At 71.8% G+C, this 18,270-nt stretch carries 16 protein-coding genes; 7 read left to right on the top strand and 9 right to left on the bottom strand.

The genetic code is table 11. The annotated features are described in order from the left end of the window. Positions 1 to 33 precede the first annotated feature (33 nt). Positions 34 to 2,091 (bottom strand): prolyl oligopeptidase family serine peptidase, encoded by a 2,058-nt coding sequence (locus ABT297_RS35545; RefSeq protein ID WP_350556876.1) that lies wholly within the window; start codon positions 2,089 to 2,091, stop codon positions 34 to 36. A 113-nt stretch (positions 2,092 to 2,204) separates the two neighbouring features. Between ABT297_RS35545 and ABT297_RS35540 the strand changes: the two genes are divergently transcribed. After that, on the top strand, positions 2,205 to 2,795 hold the full coding sequence (locus ABT297_RS35540) for an acyl-CoA-like ligand-binding transcription factor (RefSeq protein ID WP_350556875.1): 591 nt from the start codon (positions 2,205 to 2,207) through the stop codon (positions 2,793 to 2,795). Positions 2,796 to 2,943: 148 nt separating this feature from the next. Here the strand turns inward: ABT297_RS35540 and ABT297_RS35535 are convergent, their stop codons facing one another. Next, positions 2,944 to 3,885: an ArsR/SmtB family transcription factor gene (locus tag ABT297_RS35535; protein WP_350556874.1), complete on the bottom strand. Its 942-nt coding sequence runs from the start codon at positions 3,883 to 3,885 to the stop codon at positions 2,944 to 2,946. 56 nt (positions 3,886 to 3,941) lie between these two features. Between ABT297_RS35535 and ABT297_RS35530 the strand changes: the two genes are divergently transcribed. Further along, positions 3,942 to 4,922, top strand: a complete 981-nt coding sequence (locus tag ABT297_RS35530) for an aldo/keto reductase (protein WP_350556873.1) — start codon at positions 3,942 to 3,944, stop codon at positions 4,920 to 4,922. A gap of 202 nt (positions 4,923 to 5,124) precedes the next feature. Then, on the top strand, positions 5,125 to 7,068 hold the full coding sequence (locus ABT297_RS35525) for a S8 family serine peptidase (RefSeq protein WP_350556872.1): 1,944 nt from the start codon (positions 5,125 to 5,127) through the stop codon (positions 7,066 to 7,068). Positions 7,069 to 7,160: 92 nt separating this feature from the next. On the opposite strand, the gene ABT297_RS35520 is transcribed toward ABT297_RS35525, so the two are convergent. From ABT297_RS35520 to ABT297_RS35490, 7 genes are all read right to left on the bottom strand, one after another. Further along, positions 7,161 to 7,967 (bottom strand): serine hydrolase domain-containing protein, encoded by an 807-nt coding sequence (locus ABT297_RS35520; RefSeq protein WP_350556871.1) that lies wholly within the window; start codon positions 7,965 to 7,967, stop codon positions 7,161 to 7,163. Between the two features lie 10 nt (positions 7,968 to 7,977). After that, positions 7,978 to 9,591, bottom strand: coding sequence for a chitinase (locus tag ABT297_RS35515; protein ID WP_350556870.1), 1,614 nt, complete (start codon positions 9,589 to 9,591; stop codon positions 7,978 to 7,980). A 160-nt stretch (positions 9,592 to 9,751) separates the two neighbouring features. Next, on the bottom strand, positions 9,752 to 11,929 hold the full coding sequence (locus ABT297_RS35510; protein ID WP_350556869.1) for an MMPL family transporter: 2,178 nt from the start codon (positions 11,927 to 11,929) through the stop codon (positions 9,752 to 9,754). A 21-nt stretch (positions 11,930 to 11,950) separates the two neighbouring features. Then, complete coding sequence (locus ABT297_RS35505) at positions 11,951 to 12,502, bottom strand: TetR/AcrR family transcriptional regulator (RefSeq protein ID WP_350556868.1); 552 nt, start codon at positions 12,500 to 12,502, stop codon at positions 11,951 to 11,953. Between the two features lie 207 nt (positions 12,503 to 12,709). Then, complete coding sequence (locus ABT297_RS35500) at positions 12,710 to 13,690, bottom strand: N-acetylglucosamine kinase (protein ID WP_350556867.1); 981 nt, start codon at positions 13,688 to 13,690, stop codon at positions 12,710 to 12,712. Then, positions 13,687 to 14,928 carry a 6-phospho-beta-glucosidase gene (locus ABT297_RS35495; RefSeq protein ID WP_350556866.1) on the bottom strand — a complete coding sequence of 414 codons (1,242 nt, stop codon included), beginning with the start codon at positions 14,926 to 14,928 and terminating at the stop codon, positions 13,687 to 13,689. The genes ABT297_RS35500 and ABT297_RS35495 overlap by 4 nt, the downstream gene beginning before the upstream one ends. A 189-nt stretch (positions 14,929 to 15,117) precedes the next feature. Next, entirely contained in the window at positions 15,118 to 15,498 is a 381-nt protein-coding gene (locus ABT297_RS35490; protein ID WP_350556865.1) for a DnaJ family domain-containing protein, read from the bottom strand. Between the two features lie 17 nt (positions 15,499 to 15,515). On the opposite strand from ABT297_RS35490, the gene ABT297_RS35485 reads away from it, so the two are divergent. From ABT297_RS35485 to ABT297_RS35470, 4 genes are all read left to right on the top strand, one after another. Next, positions 15,516 to 16,109 carry a DedA family protein gene (locus ABT297_RS35485; protein WP_350556864.1) on the top strand — a complete coding sequence of 198 codons (594 nt, stop codon included), beginning with the start codon at positions 15,516 to 15,518 and terminating at the stop codon, positions 16,107 to 16,109. Positions 16,110 to 16,276: 167 nt separating this feature from the next. Then, positions 16,277 to 16,768, top strand: coding sequence for a chaplin family protein (locus ABT297_RS35480; RefSeq protein ID WP_350556863.1), 492 nt, complete (start codon positions 16,277 to 16,279; stop codon positions 16,766 to 16,768). Positions 16,769 to 17,324: 556 nt separating this feature from the next. Then, positions 17,325 to 17,741, top strand: a complete 417-nt coding sequence (locus ABT297_RS35475) for a PLD nuclease N-terminal domain-containing protein (RefSeq protein ID WP_502885698.1) — start codon at positions 17,325 to 17,327, stop codon at positions 17,739 to 17,741. A 97-nt stretch (positions 17,742 to 17,838) separates the two neighbouring features. Then, positions 17,839 to 18,264, top strand: coding sequence for a hypothetical protein (locus ABT297_RS35470; RefSeq protein ID WP_350556861.1), 426 nt, complete (start codon positions 17,839 to 17,841; stop codon positions 18,262 to 18,264). Positions 18,265 to 18,270: the final 6 nt, after the last annotated feature.

The following is an 18,270-nucleotide window of genomic DNA, read 5'->3' as shown; positions in this document are numbered from 1 at the left end:
CGCCTCGCTCCCACCCCAGCCATGAAACAGGCGCTAACGGTCGCCTGACGCGGCGCCCAGCGTCCGCCACAGGAACTCGAAGGCCAGCGCCCACTTGTAGGCCAGCTGGGCGTTGTCCGCGGCGCCGCCGTGGCCGCCTTCGATGTTCTCGTAGTACGTGACGTCCTTGCCGCGCTCGCGCAGCAGCGCGACCATCTTGCGGGCGTGGCCGGGGTGCACCCGGTCGTCGCGGGTCGAGGTGGTGACGAGCGTCGGCGGGTACGGCACGCCGTCGCGCACGTTCTGGTACGGCGAGAACAGCGACAGGTACGCCCAGTCGTCCGGGCTGTCGGGGTCGCCGTACTCGGCCATCCACGACGCGCCGGCCAGCAGCAGGTGATACCGCTTCATGTCCAGCAGCGGCACCGCGCAGACGATCGCGCCGAACAGCTCCGGGTAACGGGTCAGCATGACGCCCATGAGCAGGCCGCCGTTGGAGCCGCCCTCGATGCCCAGCCGCTCGCGGGTGGTGATGCCGCGCTCGACCAGGTCCGCGGCGACGGCGGCGAAGTCCTCGTAGGCGCGCGGCCGGTTCTCCCGCAGCGCCGAGCGGTGCCACGCCGGGCCGTACTCCCCGCCGCCGCGGATGTTGGCCACCACGTAGGTCCCGCCGCGGGCGAGCCAGCCGAGGCCGATGATCGAGTTGTACGCCGGGACGCGCGAGACCTCGAAGCCGCCGTACCCGGACAGCAGCGTCGGGCCCGGGACCGCGTCGGGGCGGCCCACGACGAAGTACGGCACCTGGGTGCCGTCCGCGGACGTGGCGAAGAACTGCCGGGTCTCGATGCCCTCGGCGGGGAAGTACGCGGGGCCCTGCTTGAGGATCGCCGGCGCGTCCCCGCCGAGCACGCCGTGGCGCAGCGTCGGCGGGAGCGTGAACCCGCTGGACAGCAGCAGATACTGGTCGTCGGTGTCGGCGTTGGTGTCCCACACGTCGGTCTGGCCGAGCTCGCTGCCCAGGACGGTCCTGTGCCACTCGCCGCCGGAGTACGACAGCAGCTCCAGGCGGGACCGCACGTCGCACAGCAGCACCAGGATCAGGCCGGTGCGGGTCCAGTCGGCGAAGCTCAGCGACGTGTGCGGGTCGGGGGTGAACAGCACGGTGAGCTCGCGCGAGCCGGCCAGGTAGTCCGCCAGCCGGGCGATGAGCAGCGTGCCGGCCGGGTGGGTCGCGTCACCGGTGTGCCAGTCGGTGCGGACCCGCACGAGCAGCCACTCGCGGTGCACGTCCACGCTGGCGTCGTGCGGCACGTCGAGCTCGGTGAGCTCGGTCAGCGCCTCGCCGGTGAGCAGGTATCGGCGGGCGTGAAAGAAGTCGGTCGACTGCCGCAGGACCGCGCGGCGGCCGTCGGCGGACGGGTCGATCGAGGCCCGCACCGACACGTCGTCGGCACTGCCTTCGAACACGACCGGCGCGTCGGCGAGCGCGGTTCCGCGCCGCCAGACCCGCACCTGCCTCGGGTAGCCGGAGGAGGTCATCGATCCGGGGCCGGTGTCGGTGCCGACGAAGATGCGATCGGCGTCGATCCAGCTCACGTCGCTCTTCGCCTCGGCCAGCCGGAAGCCGTCCGCGACGAACTCCAGCGCGTCGAGGTCGAACTCGCGCACCACGGACGCGTCGGCGCCGCCCCGCGACAGCGAGAGCAGGCAGCGGTGCTCGCCGCCGAGTGGGCCGGTGCGCAGGAAGGTCACGCCCTGCCACACCCAGTTCTCGCCCTCGGCGGCGGCCAGCGCGTCGAGGTCGAGCACGGTCTGCCAGGCGGGCTCGTCGCGGCGGTAGTCCTCGAGGGTGGTGCGCCGCCACAACCCGCGCGGGTGGCCGGCGTCCTTCCACAGGTTGTACACCCGCTCGCCGTGCCACGCGACCATCGGGATGCGGTCGTCGGCGTCGAGGACGGCCCGGATGCCCTCATACATCCCGGTGAAGCGATCATTGCCGGTCAGCGCCGCGACCGACTCCGCGTTGCGCTCGCGGACCCAGGACAGCGCCCGCTCACCCTCGACGTCTTCCAGCCACAGGTACGCATCGTCGTGAATGATCGTTTCCGCCATCGCATCAGTTTGACCGAACGGCGGCCGGTTCGCCCACCCGCGCCGGCGAGCCACCGTTTTTCTTGCGTGATCTGAAAGCTTACGGGTTGCGCACGTTTTGTTACGCTGGAGGCATGGAGCCGGGTCTGCGCGAGCGCAAGAAGCAGGCGACCCGGCGGGCGCTGGCCCTCGCGGCGCTGCGACTGACCGTGGAGCGCGGCTTCGACGGCGTGCTCGTTGAGGACATCGCGGCCGAGGTGGGCGTGTCGCCGCGGACGTTCAACAACTACTTCTCGAGCAAGGCGGAGGCGATCTGCGCCCTGGCGGTCGACCGCGCCCAGCGGGCCGGCGCGGCGCTGCGGGCCAGGCCGCCGGGCGAGCCGCTGCGCGAGGCCATCACGGCCACGATGCTGACGGAGCTCTCCGGCGGCGCGGCGCCCGAGCACGTGCCGGACCGGGTGTGGTTCGAGGGGCTGCGGATGGTCCTCGCGACGCCGGCGATGCAGGGCGAGTATCTGCGGGTCCGCGCGGCGATGCAGGACGCGCTGTCGGCGGCCATCGCCAATCGGCTCGGCACCGGACCGGACGACCTGTTGCCGGACGTGATCGGCGGCGCGGTGGCGGCGGCCTGCGCCGTGGCGACGCAACGCTGGCTGCACGCGGACCCGCCGGTGCCGCTGGGCCCGCTGGTCGAGGAGGCCCTGCGCCGCCTGGCCGACTACTGACTCCCGCGGGCCCGCTCCCGGTCTGCGCTTCGGCGCTCGCGGCGGTTCCACCCTCGTTCGGCGTTCGCCTGTGGGAGCTCGTGACCTAGCCTCCTAGGAAGCTAGAGACACCGCAACGCGCGTCGCATGCCGCTGCGCGGGCCGGGTCTCAGCCGAGGGCGGTCAGGCGGTCGCCGAGGTCGGTGCGGCGGTAGTTGAGGCGGCGGCCCGACCGCGCGGCGACGATCAGGCCGGCGTCGCGCAGCGCCGTCAGGTGATGTGACGCCGTCGCCGGGGCCAGGCCCAGGCGCTCGGCCACATCGCCGGTGCTCGACGGCGTGGCCAGCAGGGTCAGGACCGCGGCCCGCGACGCGCCCAGCAGGGCGGCCAGCGGCTCGGGCGGGGGCGGGGCCGCGGCGAACAGGGCGCCCAGGGCGCGCGGCGGATACCACAGTGCCCGGCCTGCCGGGGAGTCCATGACCCAGGCGTGCCGGCCGGTGAACGCGGTCGGCAGGAGCAGCAGCGGGTGGCCGTCCAGGGACCACGGCGGGTGCTCGGTGTCCTTGAGGTAGTCCAGCCGCAGCTCGTCCGGGTCCCAGCGCAGCCGCGGGTGCAGGCCGGCCAGCAGGGTGCCCGGGCCGGGGAACGCCGCCGAGGCGGTGCGGTGGGCGATGTCGGCGTCGGCGGCGGCGCGCAGCCGCGGCCAGAGGCCGGCGAGGGCGATCGCGAAGTACCGCCGGATCTGCGCGACGAGCGGGGGCAGCAGCGCCGCCGGGTCGGGGCAGTCGACCCCGGCGTTCGCCAGCTCCCCGGCCACCTGGTCCGGCGGGGTCGCGGCGATCGCGGCGAGCTCGGCCTCGAGGGTGGGGCGGGCGGTCTGCGGTACCGGTGTCAGGAAGTCGGGGATCGCGCCCGTCGGGGTGTGCAGCACGCGCCAGAAGAGGTCCAGGCCGTTGACCTCCGGGCGGACGCCGGCGCGCCAGCGGGCGTGCTCCCAGGAGCTGGCCCGCAGGGCGAGGGCGCTGGTGACGACCTCGGCCATGGGGGAGTGGGCGAAGTGCAGGCGCAGCAGGTCGCCGGGGGTCAGCTCGAGGCGCTTCACGCGTTCCATTCGAGCACGGTCGAACGGCTTCGGCCCAGGCCGGGCGGGCCCATAGCGTGCGGCACATGCAGTACACGAAACTGGGGCGCACGGGCCTCACGGTGAGCCGGTTGTGCCTGGGGACGATGAACTTCGGATGGCAGCTCGGCGAGGCCGACAGCCACGCGATCCTCGATCGGGGGCTCGCCGACGGCATCAACTTCGTGGACACCGCCGACATGTACGGGGCGCGCGACTACGAGGGCACCAGCGAGACGTACATCGGCACGTGGTTCGCCCGGACCGGGCGGCGCGACGAGGTGGTGCTCGCGACGAAGGTGTACCAGCCGATGGGCGACGGGCCGAACGACCGGGGGTTGTCCGCGCGGCACATCGTCGCGGCGTGCGAGGCGTCGCTGCGCCGGCTCGGCACCGACCGCATCGACCTGTACCAGATGCACCACGTCGACCGGGCCACGCCGTGGGAGGAGATCTGGCAGGCGATGGACCTGCTCGTGGCGCAGGGCAAGGTGTTGTACGTCGGGAGCTCCAACTTCGCCGGCTGGCACCTGGTGGCCGCGAACGCCGCGGCCAGGCGGCGCCGCTCACTCGGGCTGGTCTCGGAGCAGCTCAAGTACAGCCTGCTCACCCGGCACGTGGAGCTCGAGGTGGTGCCGGCGGCGCGGGCGCTCGGGATCGGGCTGCTGCCCTGGTCGCCGCTGGCGCAGGGGGTGCTCTCCGGCGCGCTGCGCAAGCACCGGGAGGGTGCCGCCGGGCGGACCACGTCCCACGCCGCCGCGCGGGTGGAGCAGCATCGGGAGGTCCTGGAGGTGTACGAGGGGTTCTGCGCCGATCTCGGCCGGCACCCGGCCGCGGTGGCCCTCGCCTGGCTGCTGTCGCGGCCCGGTGTGACCGCGCCGATCGTCGGGCCACGCAACCCGCAGCAGCTCGACCTGGCCCTCGAGGCGCTGGAGACGCCGCTCGACGATGCCGCCTCGGCCCGGCTGGACGAGATGTTCCCGCCGGTCGGCAACGGCGGGCCGGGGCCGGAGGCCTGGGCCTGGTGACGGGCCTGGTGACCGGCTTGGCGAGGGCGTCGGCCGTTCGCTGGGCGCGGGCGCCGACCGTACGACAGCGGCGGAGAAATCCTGTCGGGCGTTCGGCGCGAAGTCGTCACGGGCCAGTGACTTTGCGTCAATAACGCCGCATCGTGGTGTCTCGGATGCATGCAGTGAGTGCGTTCCGTGCTCCATGGATGGGGAGATGTTGATGAGGAAACCGACAGCGGGCCGGCGATGGCGCCGGCGGGCGGCGGGCACGGTGGCCGCGGCGGTGTCGCTCGGACTGCTCGGCACGGGCGGCCCGCCCGGCGCCGCCGTGGCCGCGAGTGGCGGCGACCCGGCCGGCGTCCCGGCGGTGCGCGCAGGCGCGGGGGCCGGCTTCCTGGCCGACGAGTGGCCGGCGGGCGCGGGCACGACGGTCAAGAGCGTCCGTTCGATCGTGCGGGCCGACACGGGCACGGTCGCGTCGCTGACCGGCCAGGGGGTCGGCATCGCGCTGATCGACACCGGCATCGCACCGGTCGCCGGGCTGCCCGCCGGCCAGGTCGTCAACGGTCCGGACCTTTCGTTCGAGTCGCAGTCCAGCCAGCTGCGCTACCTCGACACGTACGGCCACGGCACCCACATGGCGGGGATCATGGTCGGCACCGACACCGCGTCCGGCACCGTCGGCCTCGCGCCGAAGGCGAAGGTCACGTCGGTGAAGGTCGGCACCGCCACCGGGGCCGCCGACGTGTCGCAGATGATCGCCGCGATCGACTGGGTCGTGGCCAACCGCAACTACGACCCGGCCAACCCGATCCGGGTGCTCAACCTGTCGTACGGCACGGCGGGCATGTCCCCGTCGAGGGTCGACCCGCTGATGTTCGCCGTCGAGCAGGCGTGGCAGGCCGGCATCGTGGTCGTCATCGCGGCCGGCAACGACGGCGGCGCCACGAGCGCGCTGACGAACCCGGCGATGGACCCGTTCGTCGTGGCCGTCGGCGCGTCGACCACGAACCAGACGGTGTCCACCGCCGACGACGACATCGCGCCGTTCACCAACGGCTCGACGTCACGCAAGCCGGACCTGCTGGCGCCGGGCACGTCGATCGTGTCGCTGCGCGACGTCAACTCGTACGTCGACACGCGGTATCCCAACGCGCGGGTCGGCGCCACCGGCTTCAAGGGCTCGGGCACGTCCCAGGCGGCCGCGGTGGTGTCATCGGCGGTGGCGCTGCTGCTGCAGCAGCGGCCGGGCCTCACGCCCGACCAGGTCAAGTCGCTGCTCGTGGCCGGTGGCACCACGCTCACGGCCGGCGCGTCCGCCGGCAAGGGCCTGAAGGTGCTCAACGTCGCCGCGTCGGCGGCGCTGGCCACCCCGTCGGCGACGCAGGCGTTCGCCAAGGGCACCGGCACCGGCTCGCTGGAGACCGCCCGCGGCGGCAACAACCTGACGGTCGGCAATGTGGCGCTCACCGGGGAGCGCACCATCTTCGGCCCGTTCAACAGCGCCACGTGGGCGAGCCTGGCCGCGCAGAAGACGTCGTGGAACGGCGGGGTCTGGATGGGCTACCGCATGGCCGGCGACACCTGGACCGGCGCGGGCGGCGACGGCGGCACGGGGCAGATCTCCGGCTTCGCCGGCAAGTGCGTCGACGTGATGAACCGGTTGAACGCCAACGGCACGCCGATCCAGCTGTACGACTGCAACAACACCCCGGCGCAGTACTGGTCCCTGCAGTCCGACGGCACGGTGCGCGCCCTGGGCAAGTGCATGGACGTGACCGCTGCCGGCACGGCGAACGGCACGAAGGTCCAGCTGTACGACTGCAACGGCACGCAGGCGCAGCGGTGGCGGGTCACCGCCTCCCGCCAGCTGATCAACGCGGGCTCGAACAAGTGCCTCGACGTGACCGACTGGAACAGGGCCAACGCCGTCCAGCTGCAGGTCTGGGACTGCCTCGAGCAGGACAACCAGCGGTGGGTCCCGCCCTACACGTCGCGGACGTGGTCCGCGGCGACGTGGAGCGGCACCCCGTGGACCGGCACCGGCTCGTGGAGCGACCCGGCGTGGTCCGAGCAGTACTGGACCGGGCACTACTGGTCGGGTCACTACTGGTCCGGGCACTACTGGTCGGCGGGCGGCTGGTCGACGGCCGGCTGGTACTGATACACGAACCGGGGTTCTTCATGGTCACGGAGTGAACGTGCTGCTCCTTGTACTGTTTCACTCCGTGATCATTGAGGCCCAATGGATGTGTGCTAGCCCGTGTGCTCGGCCAGCACCGCGTCCGACAGGGCCGGCCACACCTCGGCCGCCCACTCGCCGAAGTCGCGGTCGGTCAGGCAGGCCAGCGCCAAGCCCGCGTCCGGGTCGACCCACAGGAACGTGCCGGTCCTGCCGAAGTGGCCGAACGTGCGCGGGCTGTTGCGGGAGCCGGTCCAGTGCGGGTGCTTGCCGTCACGCAGCTCGAAGCCCAGGCCCCAGTCGTTCGGGTCCTGCCGGCCGAAGCCGGGCAGGACGCCGGAGACGCCCGGGTACTGCACCGTCGTCGCGGCCGGCATGAGGTCGGGCGCCAGCGACGGGTCGAGCAACTCCTGGCCCAGCAGCGCCAGGTCGGAGACCGGGCCGACGGCGCCGGCGGCGGGGGAGCCCGGCAGGCGGGTGCCGCCCATGCCGAGCGGGCGCAGCACCGACTCGGTCATCAGCTCGGCGAACGTGCCGCCGGTGCGGGTCAGGACGAACTCGGCGAGCAGCTCGAAGCCGCGGTTGGAGTAGATGCGCTTGCGGCCGGGGGCGGCCAGGATCGAGTCCTCGTCGAACGCGACGCCGGAGGTGTGGGCCAGCAGATGGCGCACCGTGGCGCCGTCCGGGCCCGCCGGTTCGTCCAGCAGTACGTCACCCCGGTCCACCGCGACGAGGACGGTCAGGGCCGTGAGCAGCTTCGTGACCGACGCCCACGGCAGGGCGGTGTCCGGGCCGTGGCGGTCGCGGACACCCTTGGCGTCCACGACCGCCACCGCTGCGGTCTGCACGGGCCAGCTACTCACCAAGTCAAGTGCGCTCACCCGTTGAAACCTACGGCAACGAGTTGAGGAACGGCTTGTTGGCGTTCATGAACTCCCAGTTGTAGTACCGGTCCCAGTTGATCGACCAGGTCATGAGGCCGCGCAGCGCCGGCGAGGTGCCGCCGCGCAGGGTGTATCCACCGCACCCGGTGCCGGCGGTCAGGCATCTCACCGCGCTCTGCACGACCGCCGGGGCCACGTGGCCGTTGCCGGCGCTCACCGCGGCCGGCACGCCGATCGCGATCTGGTCGGGGCGCAGGCCCGGGAAGGTCTGGCCGGTGTTGGCGACCGGGAACCCGGCCTTGAGCATGTCGGTCATGGCGATGTGGAAGTCCGCGCCGCCCATGGTGTGGTACTGGTTGTCCAGGCCCCAGATCGGGCCCGAGTTGTAGTCCTGCACGTGCAGGATCGTCAGCGAGTCGCGCAGCGCGTGGATGACCGGCAGGTAGGAGCCGGCCCGGTTGTCGCCGGCGCTCGTGCCGCCGTAGAACTGGTAGCCAAGCTGCACGAAGAACGTCTCGGGCGCCATCGTGAGCACGAACTTGGTGCCGTACTTCGCCTTCAGGGACTTCAGCGCGGAGATCAGATTGACGACGACCGGCGTGGTGGGGTTGCGGAAGTCGCTGTCGCCGGCGTTGAGGTACAGCGAGTGGCCCTCGAAGTCGATGTCGAGGCCGTCGAGGCCCCATCGGTCGATGATCGCGCTGACCGAGGAGACGAACTTGTCGCGGGCGGCGGTCGTGGTCAGCTGGACCTGCCCGTTCTGGCCGCCGATCGAGATCAGCACCTTCTTGCCCTGGGCCTGCTTGGCCTTGATCGCGGCGAGGAACTCCGCGTCGGACTCGACGTTCGGGCACTCCGCCACCGGGCACCGGTTGAAGCGGATGTCGCCGGAGGTGACGCTGGTCGGCTCGCCGAACGCGAGGTCGATGACGTCCCAGTCGGCCGGCACGTCGGCCATGCGCACGTAGCCGGATCCGTTGGCGAAGCTCGCGTGCAGGTACCCGATCAGGGCGTGCTTGGGCAGGCCCGTCACCGGCGGCTGGCTCGTGGTCGTGCTCGTGCTGGGGCTCGGCGACGCCGACGGCGACTTCGACGGGGAGGGTGACGTGCTCGGGGTGGCCGACGACGACGGGGGGCTGCTCGGCGGCGTACCGGGGCCGTCGAGGGCGATGTCGTCGGCGTTGTAGGCGCCCTGTCCGTACCAGCCGTGCAGGAAGACCTGGACCGACGTCTGGCCGGCGGTGGTGGTGAACGGCACGCTGAGTTTCGTGTAGGTGCTCGCGGACGGGGTCCAGGTGGACGCGCCGCCGGTGATCCCGAGGTAGACGTAGTTGCCCCGGACCCAGCCGGAGAGGGTGTACGCCGTGTTCGGCTGGACGGTGACCGTCTGCGTGCACTGGGCGGTGTCGGAGGCGGTGGCGTTGCCGTTGAGGGCGTAGGACCCGGAGTGCACGGGCGACGTGACCACCCCCGAGCCGCTGCCGGTGCACGACCAGCCCGACAGTGAGCCGCTCTCGAAGCCGGGATTGGACAGCAGGTTGGCCGCATACGCGTTGGTGGCCACGAACAAGCCCGTGACCAGCAGGGTAGCGGCGCCGAGGACGAGCGCGACGCGCTTCATGGGGCGACCTCCATCGACGGTGGTCGCCATTATTAGGTTTGTTAACTGTTCTTGTCCAGGCCCGTTAAGTCTCCACTAAGCCCGGCGCCCGCGCGCCCGGCTCGCCCTGACGCCGACAAGTCCGGCGCTGACGCGCCGGACTTGTCGGATATTTTGCGATTTAGACGTGTGCGGGCTCGGGCTTCGGCTCCTGCGCCAGGTGCTCGCGCAGCCGCTCGCCCTCGATGTCGACGTTGGGCAGCAGCCGGTCGAGCCAGCGCGGCAGCCACCACGCGGCGCGGCCGAGCAGCGAGACCACCGCCGGCACGATCGTCATGCGCACGATGAAGGCGTCGATCGCCACGCCGATGGCCAGGGCGAAGCCCATCGACTTGATCACCGGGTCCTCGACCAGGACGAAGCCCGCGAACACCGCGGTCATGATGAACGCGGCCGCGGTCACCACCCGGGCCCCGTGGCCCATGCCGTTGATCGTGGCCTGCCGCGGCGTGTCGCCGTGCACGAAGTCCTCGCGCATCCGCGACACCAGGAACACCTCGTAGTCCATGGCCAGGCCGAACAGGATGCCGATGAGCAGGATCGGCAGGAAGCTCACCAGCGGGCCGGGCTGATCGAGGCCGATCAGCGACCCGAGGTGCCCGTCCTGGAACACCAGCACCGTGATGCCGAACGTCGCGCCGACCGTCAGCAGGAAGCCGGCGGCGGCCTTCAGCGGCACCAGGATCGAGCGGAAGACGAGCATCAGCAGCAGCACCGAGAGGCCGACGACCAGCAGCAGGTACTCCGGCATCGCATCGGACAGCTTCTCCGACACGTCGATGCCGACGGCCGTCTGGCCGGTCACCGAGAAGTCGGCCCCGCCGATCGCCCGCAGCTTGGCGCGAAGCGCGTGGACCAGGTCCTCGGTGGCCGCGTCCGTCGGGCCGGTCTTCGGGATCAGTGCGACCAGCGCGGTCTTGCCGTCCCGGCTGAAGTTCGGCGGGGCCGCGGCCAGCAGGTTCTCGGTACCCTGCAACTGCTGCACGGCCTCGCCGGCCTTCGCCTTGGTCACGTCGGGCGAGTCGCTGGACACCACCAGCGCCAGCCGGCCGTTGAAGCCCGGGCCGAAGCCCTGGTCGATGAGGTCCGCGGCCTTGCGGGCCGGTGTGTCCGCCGGGCCGGCGCTGGCGCTCGGCAGCGCGATGCGCATGTGCGCGGCGGGGATCGCCAGCGCGGCCAGGCCGAGCACGCCGACCAGGATCACCGGCACCCGCAGGCGGATCATCCACCGCGCCCAGCGGAACCCGAAGTTCTCCGTGTGGTGCGCCGCGCCCTCGTCGACCGCCCGGCGCTGCTTGCGCGACAGGATCCGCTGCCCGGCGAAGGCCAGCAGCGCCGGCTGCAGGGTGATCGCCACCAGTACCGCCACGGCGACCGTGCCCGCCGCGGCCAGGCCCATCACCGTCAGGAACGGGATGTTCACCACGGCGAGGCCGGCCAGCGCGATGACGACGGTGGCGCCGGCGAACACGACCGCCGACCCGGCCGTGCCGACGGCGCGACCCGCCGCCTCCTCCGGCTCGAGCCCCTCCACCAGGTTCTGCCGGTGCCGGGACGAGATGAACAGCGAGTAGTCGATGCCGACGGCGAGGCCGAGCATCAGCGCCAGCACCGGCGCGGTGCTGGTCAGGTGGACGACGCCGGACAGCGCGTACAGGCCGGCCATCCCGGCGCCGACGCCCAGCAGCGCGTTGAGCATCGTCATGCCGGCCGCGACCAGCGAGCCGAACGTCACCAGCAGCACCACCAGCGCGATGGCCACGCCGATGCCCTCCTTGCTGCCGACCTCGGGCTCGTGGTTCATCACCTCGCCGCCGTGCTCGACCCGCAGCCCGGCCTGCTCGGCCGCGGCCCCCGTGCCCTCGTACGCGGCCCGCTGGTCCTTGGTGACCTTGTCCGTGCGGTCGGCGAACTGCACCGTGACCAGCGCGTACCGCATGTCCGGCGACAGCGCCATCGTGGTGTAGGGGTCCAGCGCCCCGACGACGCCGGGCAGCTTGTTGGCCTCCCCGACCAGGCCCATCACCGCCGCCTTGTTCGCGTCGGAGGTCAGGTTCCCGCCCTCCGGCGCGGCGATCACGATCGTGCCGGTGGACCCGCTGGCCTCCGGGAACTGCCGCTTGAGCGCGTCGATCGCGCGCTGCGACTCCGTGCCCGGCATGGTGAAGTTGCTGGAAGTCGGGCCCTTGAACACGGCGGCCGCGCCGCCGAGCGCGCCGAGCGCCACGATCCACAGGACCAGCACCAACCATCGGTGCCGGAACGAGGCCCGGCCGAGCCGGTAGAGCACAGTAGCCATGACGTTTGTGTCCTAACGAGTTCAGGTGAGCGGTGCCAGTGCTCGCGTCGCCGCCTCGATCAGCGCGGCGCGCAGTTCTTCGTCGGGGTAGCAGTGCATGCCCTGGTCCGCGGCGAACGCGATCGCCGGGATGCCGGCCAGCACGAGCTTGGCCGCGACGGCCGACACCGGAGTGCCGGACGGCCCGGTGAGGATCTCGCAGAGGCGCTGGGTCAGCAGGTGTACCCGCTGAAAGGCCGGCCGCTGCAGCAGTCCCGGCAGGTCGCCGTAGATGACCTGGATCTCCTTGCGGTACCGCATCGACAGATCGACGAACCCCTCGATCGCCGCGGTGCGCGCCGGTGCGGGCTCCAGGACTTCGAGCCGGTCCTGGAGCTGCTCGAGCTCGGCGATCGCCGGCGCGCACAGCTGCGTCAGGATCGCCTCTTTGCTGTCGAAGTGGTACAGCAGGGCCGCCTTCGAGCACCCGACGTCGACCGCGATGTCGTGCAGCGAGGTCCCCTTGTAGCCGGCGGCCGCGAACAGACGCGTCGCCGAGGTCAGAATCTCCTCGCGGGTGTTGCTGCGCCCCACGATGCACCTCCGCCCAGTCGAGTCCGCCCGCCGACTGCCCTGTCCGATCGGTCAGGCCGGGTGACAGCATGACTGGCCGATCGGTCAGTTACTGACCGATCGGCCAGCTTTGAGACTCACCTCACAGCACTCGCCGGCGTCGTTCGCCTTATCGGCATCGAGCGCGGCTTCCTGACCAGCACCGACGTCGGGGGCGTCCGCGAGCGGTCACCAGGCGGCGCGGACGGCGGCCTCCACCTCCGGCGGGCAGGTGCCGCCGTGCAGGGCGTCCAGGGCGAGCAGCGCCGCGCCCGCCACCGGGGGCGTGGACAGCACCGTGACCGTCGCCCGGGGTGACAGGGCCGCGATGCGGGACAGGAGGCCCTCGTGCAACTGGGGGTGCCGTGCGGTCAGGACGCCCCCGCCGAGGACCACCGTGTACGGTGCCGCCAGCAGGTCCAGCCTCGACGCCGACACGCGGATGAGGGCCTCGATCTCGTCGGTCAGGCGGCGAACGACGCGACCTGCCACGGCGTCGCCCGCGGCGGCCACCTCGAACAGCGGCTCGCACAGCTCGTCCAGCCGGGACTGCGGCAGGTCGCCCAGGTGCAGGGCGATGCTCACGGCCTCGACGGTGGGCAGGGCGAAATGCTCGCGCACCGCCTCGGCGAGGGCGGTGGCCGGGCCACGGCCGTCCTCGGCGCGGCAGGCGTGGTACAGCGCCAGGGCGGCGAGGAGCTGGCCGCCGCCCCAGTCGCCGGACAGCTGGCCCAGGGCCGGGAAGCGGGACGTCGCGCCGTCGCGGCGGCGGCCCACGGCGTTGATGCCGGCGCCGCACACCACGCCGACGGCGTCGGGGGTCGAGGTGCCGGCACGCAGGAGGGCGAACAGGTCGTTGTCGACGGTGCATGCGGTGGCGAGCGCGAGGCCGGCCACCGCGGCGTTGAGGCGCTCGACCTCGATCGGCAGGTCGGCGCCGGCCACATAGACGGACAGCTGGGACAGCTCGATGTCCGGCGGTACGGCGGCCGCGGCGCGGGCCTGGGCGATGAGGGTGGCCAGCTGCGCGACGGCGCCGGGCAGGCCGAGCACGTGCGGGGACGTGGTCGGGCCGGTGACCCGGGCCAGGACGCGGCCGTCGGAGTCGCCGAGCACGACGTCGGTCTTCGAGTTGCCACCGTCCGCCGCGGCGTAGAGCCGTGCCGTCACGACAGCCAGGCCAGGTGGTCGCGGTTGGCCGCCAGGAGGCCGTCGGTCAGCCTGGTGGCCTTGTCGTGCTGGGCCACGAGGGGGTGGGCCAGCAGGGCGCGGTACACGCGGTCGCGGCCGCCGTGCAGCGCGGCGTCCACGGCGAGCTCCTCGTAGGCCGACACGCCGGCGACCAGGCCCGCGAGCTCGGGGCGCAGCGGGGGCGCGGGCAGCGGGTGGGCGCCGTCGGCGCCGACGCGGCAGGTGGCCTCGATGACGGCGTCGTCGGACAGGAACGGCAGGAAGCCGCGGTTGCGCACGTTGACCGCGTGGACGCCGCCGTCGTCGTGGTGCAGGGAGGCGATCAGGCCGACGGCGGCCTCGGAGTAGAAGGCGCCGCCGCGCTCGCCGAGCAGCGCGGGCTTCTCGGTGAGCGCGGGATCGGCGTACATGCGCAGGAGCTGCTCCTCGAGCTCGGCGACCCGCTCGCCGCGGGTGGGCCGGCCGCGCTCCTCGGCGACGACCTCGTCGTGGCAGTAGAAGTAGCGGAGGTAGTACGAGGGCACGCAGGCCAGGGCGGTGATCACCTCGGCCGGGATCTGCACGCCGGCGGCGAGGTCGGCCAGGCCCTGCTCGATCAGGTGCGGCAGGCGGTCGACGCCGTCGACGTAGGCCGCCCGCTCCCAGGTGAGATGGTTGAGTCCGACGTGGTCGAGGGTGACGGCGGACGGCTCGACGCCCAGGGCCGCGGCCCACCGGCGCTGGAACCCGATCGCCACGTTGCACAGGCCGGCGGCGCGGTGGCCGTCGTCGAGCAGCGCGCGGGTGACGATGCCGACCGGGTTGGTGAAGTTGACGATCCACGCGCCCGGGTCGGCGCGGCGGGCGATGTCGAGCACGACGGGCACGGTGCGCAGCGCCTTGGCGAAGCCGCCCGCGCCGGTCGTCTCCTGGCCGACGCAGTCGCAGGCCAGCGGGAACGTCTCGTCGCTGATCCGGGCCCGCTGGCCGCCGACGCGCAGCTGGATGACCACCGTGGAGGCCCCGGCGAGCGCGTCGTCGACGTCGGAGGTCCAGCGCAGCTTGGCCGGCGAGCCGTGGTTGGCCAGGATCCGCTGCGCGAACGAGCCCACGAGGGACAGCCGGTCCGCCGCGGGGTCCAGCAGCACGATCTCGGTCGCGAACGGCGCCAGCCGAGCGAACCCGTCGATGAGCTCCGGGGTGTAGGTGGACCCGCCCCCGACGACCGCGATTTTCAACCCTTGACTCCTGTCGGTGTCACGCCCTGCACGATGTTGAGGGCCTTGAGCGGCTTGGAGGACCTACCGCGGACCACGGTTGCCTCCAACTAATAGGAAGACTGACTAACAGTTCTGGAAAGGTAAGTGTCCTCACACGCCGCTGTCAATCCCGGGCCGTACGGGCATCAGTGCTCGTGCCGGGCGGTGTCACCGGGCGCGGCGCCAGGCGGCGACGATCTCCTCGGGGGCCAGTGGTCGCAGGATCGTCGGCGGGCCCTCGATCAGGCCGCGCTTCGCCCGCTCGATGCGGATGTTGAGGTCGGCGACGGTGCGGCGTACCGAATCCTCGGTCTTGAACTTCGCCAGCGCCTCCGGGAGGTCCTCGACCTCGCGGCGCAGCCGCAGGGTGGGCGGAATGCCGCCGGGCAAACGTTCGCGGCGCGCGAGATCCTTGACCCACCAGTCGTCGTCGTACAACTCGCCGTGGTCGGGCAGCGGCCGGCCGGCGCCGGGCAGGTTGTCGAACTCGCCCCGCTCCTGGGCCTCCCGGATCTGCCGGTCGACGTGCGATTCATACCAGTTGGCCATTGCCTTCCATGGTACCCATGGCAGGATCTTGGTCGATGGAGCACTTCGAGCGATACGGCTACCCGGCGCTGGCGTTACTCGTGCTGCTCGAGGGCGTGGGCATCCCGACCCCCGCGGTCAGCGTGGTCGTCGCGGCCTCGGCGCTCGCCGCGCACGGCAAACTCTGGCTGCCCGCGGTCGTCGCGATCACGTTCCTGGCCGCGGTCGCCGGGGACAATCTCGGGTACCTGCTCGGGCGCCGCGCGGGGCGCCCCGTCATCCTGCGCTACGGGCGGCGGGTCGGCCTGACCGAGCCGCGCCTCGCGCGTGCCGAGCGCTTCGTCGCCACCCGCGGGATCAACATCATCGTGGTCGCCCGGTTCATCGACGGGCTGCGCCAGACCAACGGCCTGATCGCGGGCGCCACCGCACTGCCGTGGCTGCGCTACGCGATCCGCGACGGCATCGGCGCGGTGCTCTGGACCGCGCTGTGGGTCACGGTGGGCGCCGTCGCGGGGAACCACCTCGACGTCCTGCGGCGCTTCCGGATCCCCGCGGCCGGCGCGGTGGCCGCCATCGCGCTGTTCTTCCTGATCCGATACCTCCTGAGGCGCCGCGCCCGCAAATCGTGACGGCATCGCCCTCGCCGCCGCGGCTTCGTCGAGACTACTTTATGTCACCGCACGGGTGCATTGCGTGACAGAATTTCGCAAATTATCCGTCCGAAGCTCGCATTTCGGGTTAGGTGGAGGGCGCGACGGGACGTTCCCCGTCGATCACTCGTCGAAAGGTCGTCATCATGAAACGCTGGCTCATCCGGTCGGTGCAGGTGGCCGCGCTGGCAATGGGTGGCCTCGCGCTCACCGGCACCGCCGCGCACGCCGACTCATGGAACAGCGGGCCCAACGTTGGACTCTTCAACGGCAACCAGAGCTCCACCACCATCCAGACGCCGGTGAACATCTGCGGCAACTCGCTCGCGATCCTCGGCTTCGCCAGCGCGAACTGCGACGGCGGCGCATACGCCTACAACGGCAGCGGCTCCAACGGCAACGGCAACGCCAACGGCTACGCGGCCAACCAGAAGCACAAGAAGTACAAGAAGTACAACAGCGCCGGCGCCAACTCGCGTGGCAACGGCGGCGCGATGGCGTCCAACGGCAACGGCGGCTGGACCACGGGCTACAACGCCGGCATCGGCAACGGCAACCAGTCGTCGCTCACGGTGCAGGCCCCGATCAACGTCTCGTGCAACTCGATCGCGCTGCTCGGCTTCGCCTCCAGCTGTTGAGTCGCTGAGTCACGGCCGCCCGACGTAGCAGGGGTACCGCCTTGCCCCGGCGAAGCGAGCGTTGGCCGATGCCCGCAGAGGTTCAGCCCCTCCTGCGATATGGCATCGGCCAACGCTCCTCGCTTTTTTCCGGCCCGTCCGCCGAGTGTCCTAGGTGGATGGGCATCGTGGCAGGTGAGGCGACGAGCCGAGGTCGCGCGGTGCCAGCCTCCGCCGCGTCGTCCCGGTTGACAGTGTTGTCCTCCTGGCCGCCGGTGTCGATATCGCTCATTGCGCCTTGCCCTGACTGGCCCTGCCTGGCCGCACCGAGGGAGTGCGAAACAGACCGCTGACGCGGCCGCTGTCTGGCGCCCAAGGCTGCGTCCTGTGAGGTGGTGATGCCGGACTGGGTTCATACCTGCGGTGGCCGCGGTGAAGCTGACGGATATGTGCCGCAAGGTCGCGTCCTGGTCAGACGGCACGTGCCGGTGATCCGCGCGGCCAGGCCAAGGTTGGTCACGGGCACGCTCATGTCAAACCGGTCGCGGGGCGGACAGCGGGCGCCGGTTGCGGCATGATGTCCCGCGTGATTCGCCTCTACGGACTGCTGTTCCTGATCGACCTTGTTGTTCTCGTGGTCGCGCTGATCGACTGTCTGTCGACGGACGAGCACCAGGTGCGCAACCTGCCGAAGGTCGCCTGGGTCTTCATCATCCTGCTGTTCTCGCCGGTGGGCTGGATCGCCTGGTTCGTGGCCGGCCGGCCCCAGCAGGCCCGCGCCGGCACCGGCGCCGGTTCGCAATGGCGCCCCGGCAGCGGTTTCCCGGAGGACCAGCGCCCGAGCCGCCGGCAGGTGGCCCCGGATGACGACCCCGACTTCCTGCGCGAGCTGGCCCGCAACCGCCGCGCCGACGAGGAGATGTTCTCCAAGTGGGAGTCCGACCTGCGCCGCCGCGAGGAGGAGCTGCGCCGGCGCGAGGAGAAGAACGAGTAGGCTCCGGCGCTGGCACGTTTCGGGGATTCAACCGCCCGCCGCGGTCGCCTAATGTTCTCGTCAACGGCAGCACAGCCCAGGACCAGGGGGAAACGACATGAGCGACATCGACACCGGCGGCTACGACGGCGGCCACGACGTGGACTACGGCCACTACGAGGCCGGCCAGGAGCACGACGCCCTCAACCAGCTCCACCAGGCCCAGGGCTCCGAGGCCGACTACAACAACCAGTTCGGCGTCTACGAACAGGACCACCACGCGGCGGAGTCGACCAACTTCGCGCAGGGCCACCACGTCGAGTTCAGCCAGCCGGGCGGGGTGCACTACGAGGCGACCGACTTCACCAACTACAGCCACAGCGCCGAGGTCGACGACCACGTCTTCGCCGCCGAGGGCAGCGAGCACGCCCACCAGGCCAACTTCGGCGAGCTCGACGCCCTGCAGGCGCGCCTCGACACCACCTTCGCCCAGGGCACCCAGTTCCACGGCGGCGCCGGCGGGCTCGGCATCGCCTCCAACTGACCCGGC

Source organism: Dactylosporangium sp. NPDC000555 (assembly GCF_040300025.1).
In the GTDB taxonomy this organism is placed as follows: Bacteria; Actinomycetota; Actinomycetes; order Mycobacteriales; family Micromonosporaceae; genus Dactylosporangium.
Note: the sequence above shows the minus strand (reverse complement) of the source record. Positions and strands in the feature narration are given on the sequence as shown.

Excerpts from the sequence above, each read along its gene's own strand:
- ABT297_RS35545 (WP_350556876.1), bottom strand. The coding sequence starts at position 2,091 with ATGGCGGAAACGATCATTCACGACGATGCGTACCTGTGGCTGGAAGAC.
- ABT297_RS35540 (WP_350556875.1), top strand. The coding sequence starts at position 2,205 with ATGGAGCCGGGTCTGCGCGAGCGCAAGAAGCAGGCGACCCGGCGGGCG.
- ABT297_RS35535 (WP_350556874.1), bottom strand. The coding sequence starts at position 3,885 with ATGGAACGCGTGAAGCGCCTCGAGCTGACCCCCGGCGACCTGCTGCGC.
- ABT297_RS35530 (WP_350556873.1), top strand. The coding sequence starts at position 3,942 with ATGCAGTACACGAAACTGGGGCGCACGGGCCTCACGGTGAGCCGGTTG.
- ABT297_RS35525 (WP_350556872.1), top strand. The coding sequence starts at position 5,125 with ATGAGGAAACCGACAGCGGGCCGGCGATGGCGCCGGCGGGCGGCGGGC.
- ABT297_RS35515 (WP_350556870.1), bottom strand. The coding sequence starts at position 9,591 with ATGAAGCGCGTCGCGCTCGTCCTCGGCGCCGCTACCCTGCTGGTCACG.
- ABT297_RS35510 (WP_350556869.1), bottom strand. The coding sequence starts at position 11,929 with ATGGCTACTGTGCTCTACCGGCTCGGCCGGGCCTCGTTCCGGCACCGA.
- ABT297_RS35490 (WP_350556865.1), bottom strand. The coding sequence starts at position 15,498 with ATGGCCAACTGGTATGAATCGCACGTCGACCGGCAGATCCGGGAGGCC.
- ABT297_RS35485 (WP_350556864.1), top strand. The coding sequence starts at position 15,516 with ATGGCAGGATCTTGGTCGATGGAGCACTTCGAGCGATACGGCTACCCG.
- ABT297_RS35480 (WP_350556863.1), top strand. The coding sequence starts at position 16,277 with ATGAAACGCTGGCTCATCCGGTCGGTGCAGGTGGCCGCGCTGGCAATG.
- ABT297_RS35475 (WP_502885698.1), top strand. The coding sequence starts at position 17,325 with ATGTCCCGCGTGATTCGCCTCTACGGACTGCTGTTCCTGATCGACCTT.
- ABT297_RS35470 (WP_350556861.1), top strand. The coding sequence starts at position 17,839 with ATGAGCGACATCGACACCGGCGGCTACGACGGCGGCCACGACGTGGAC.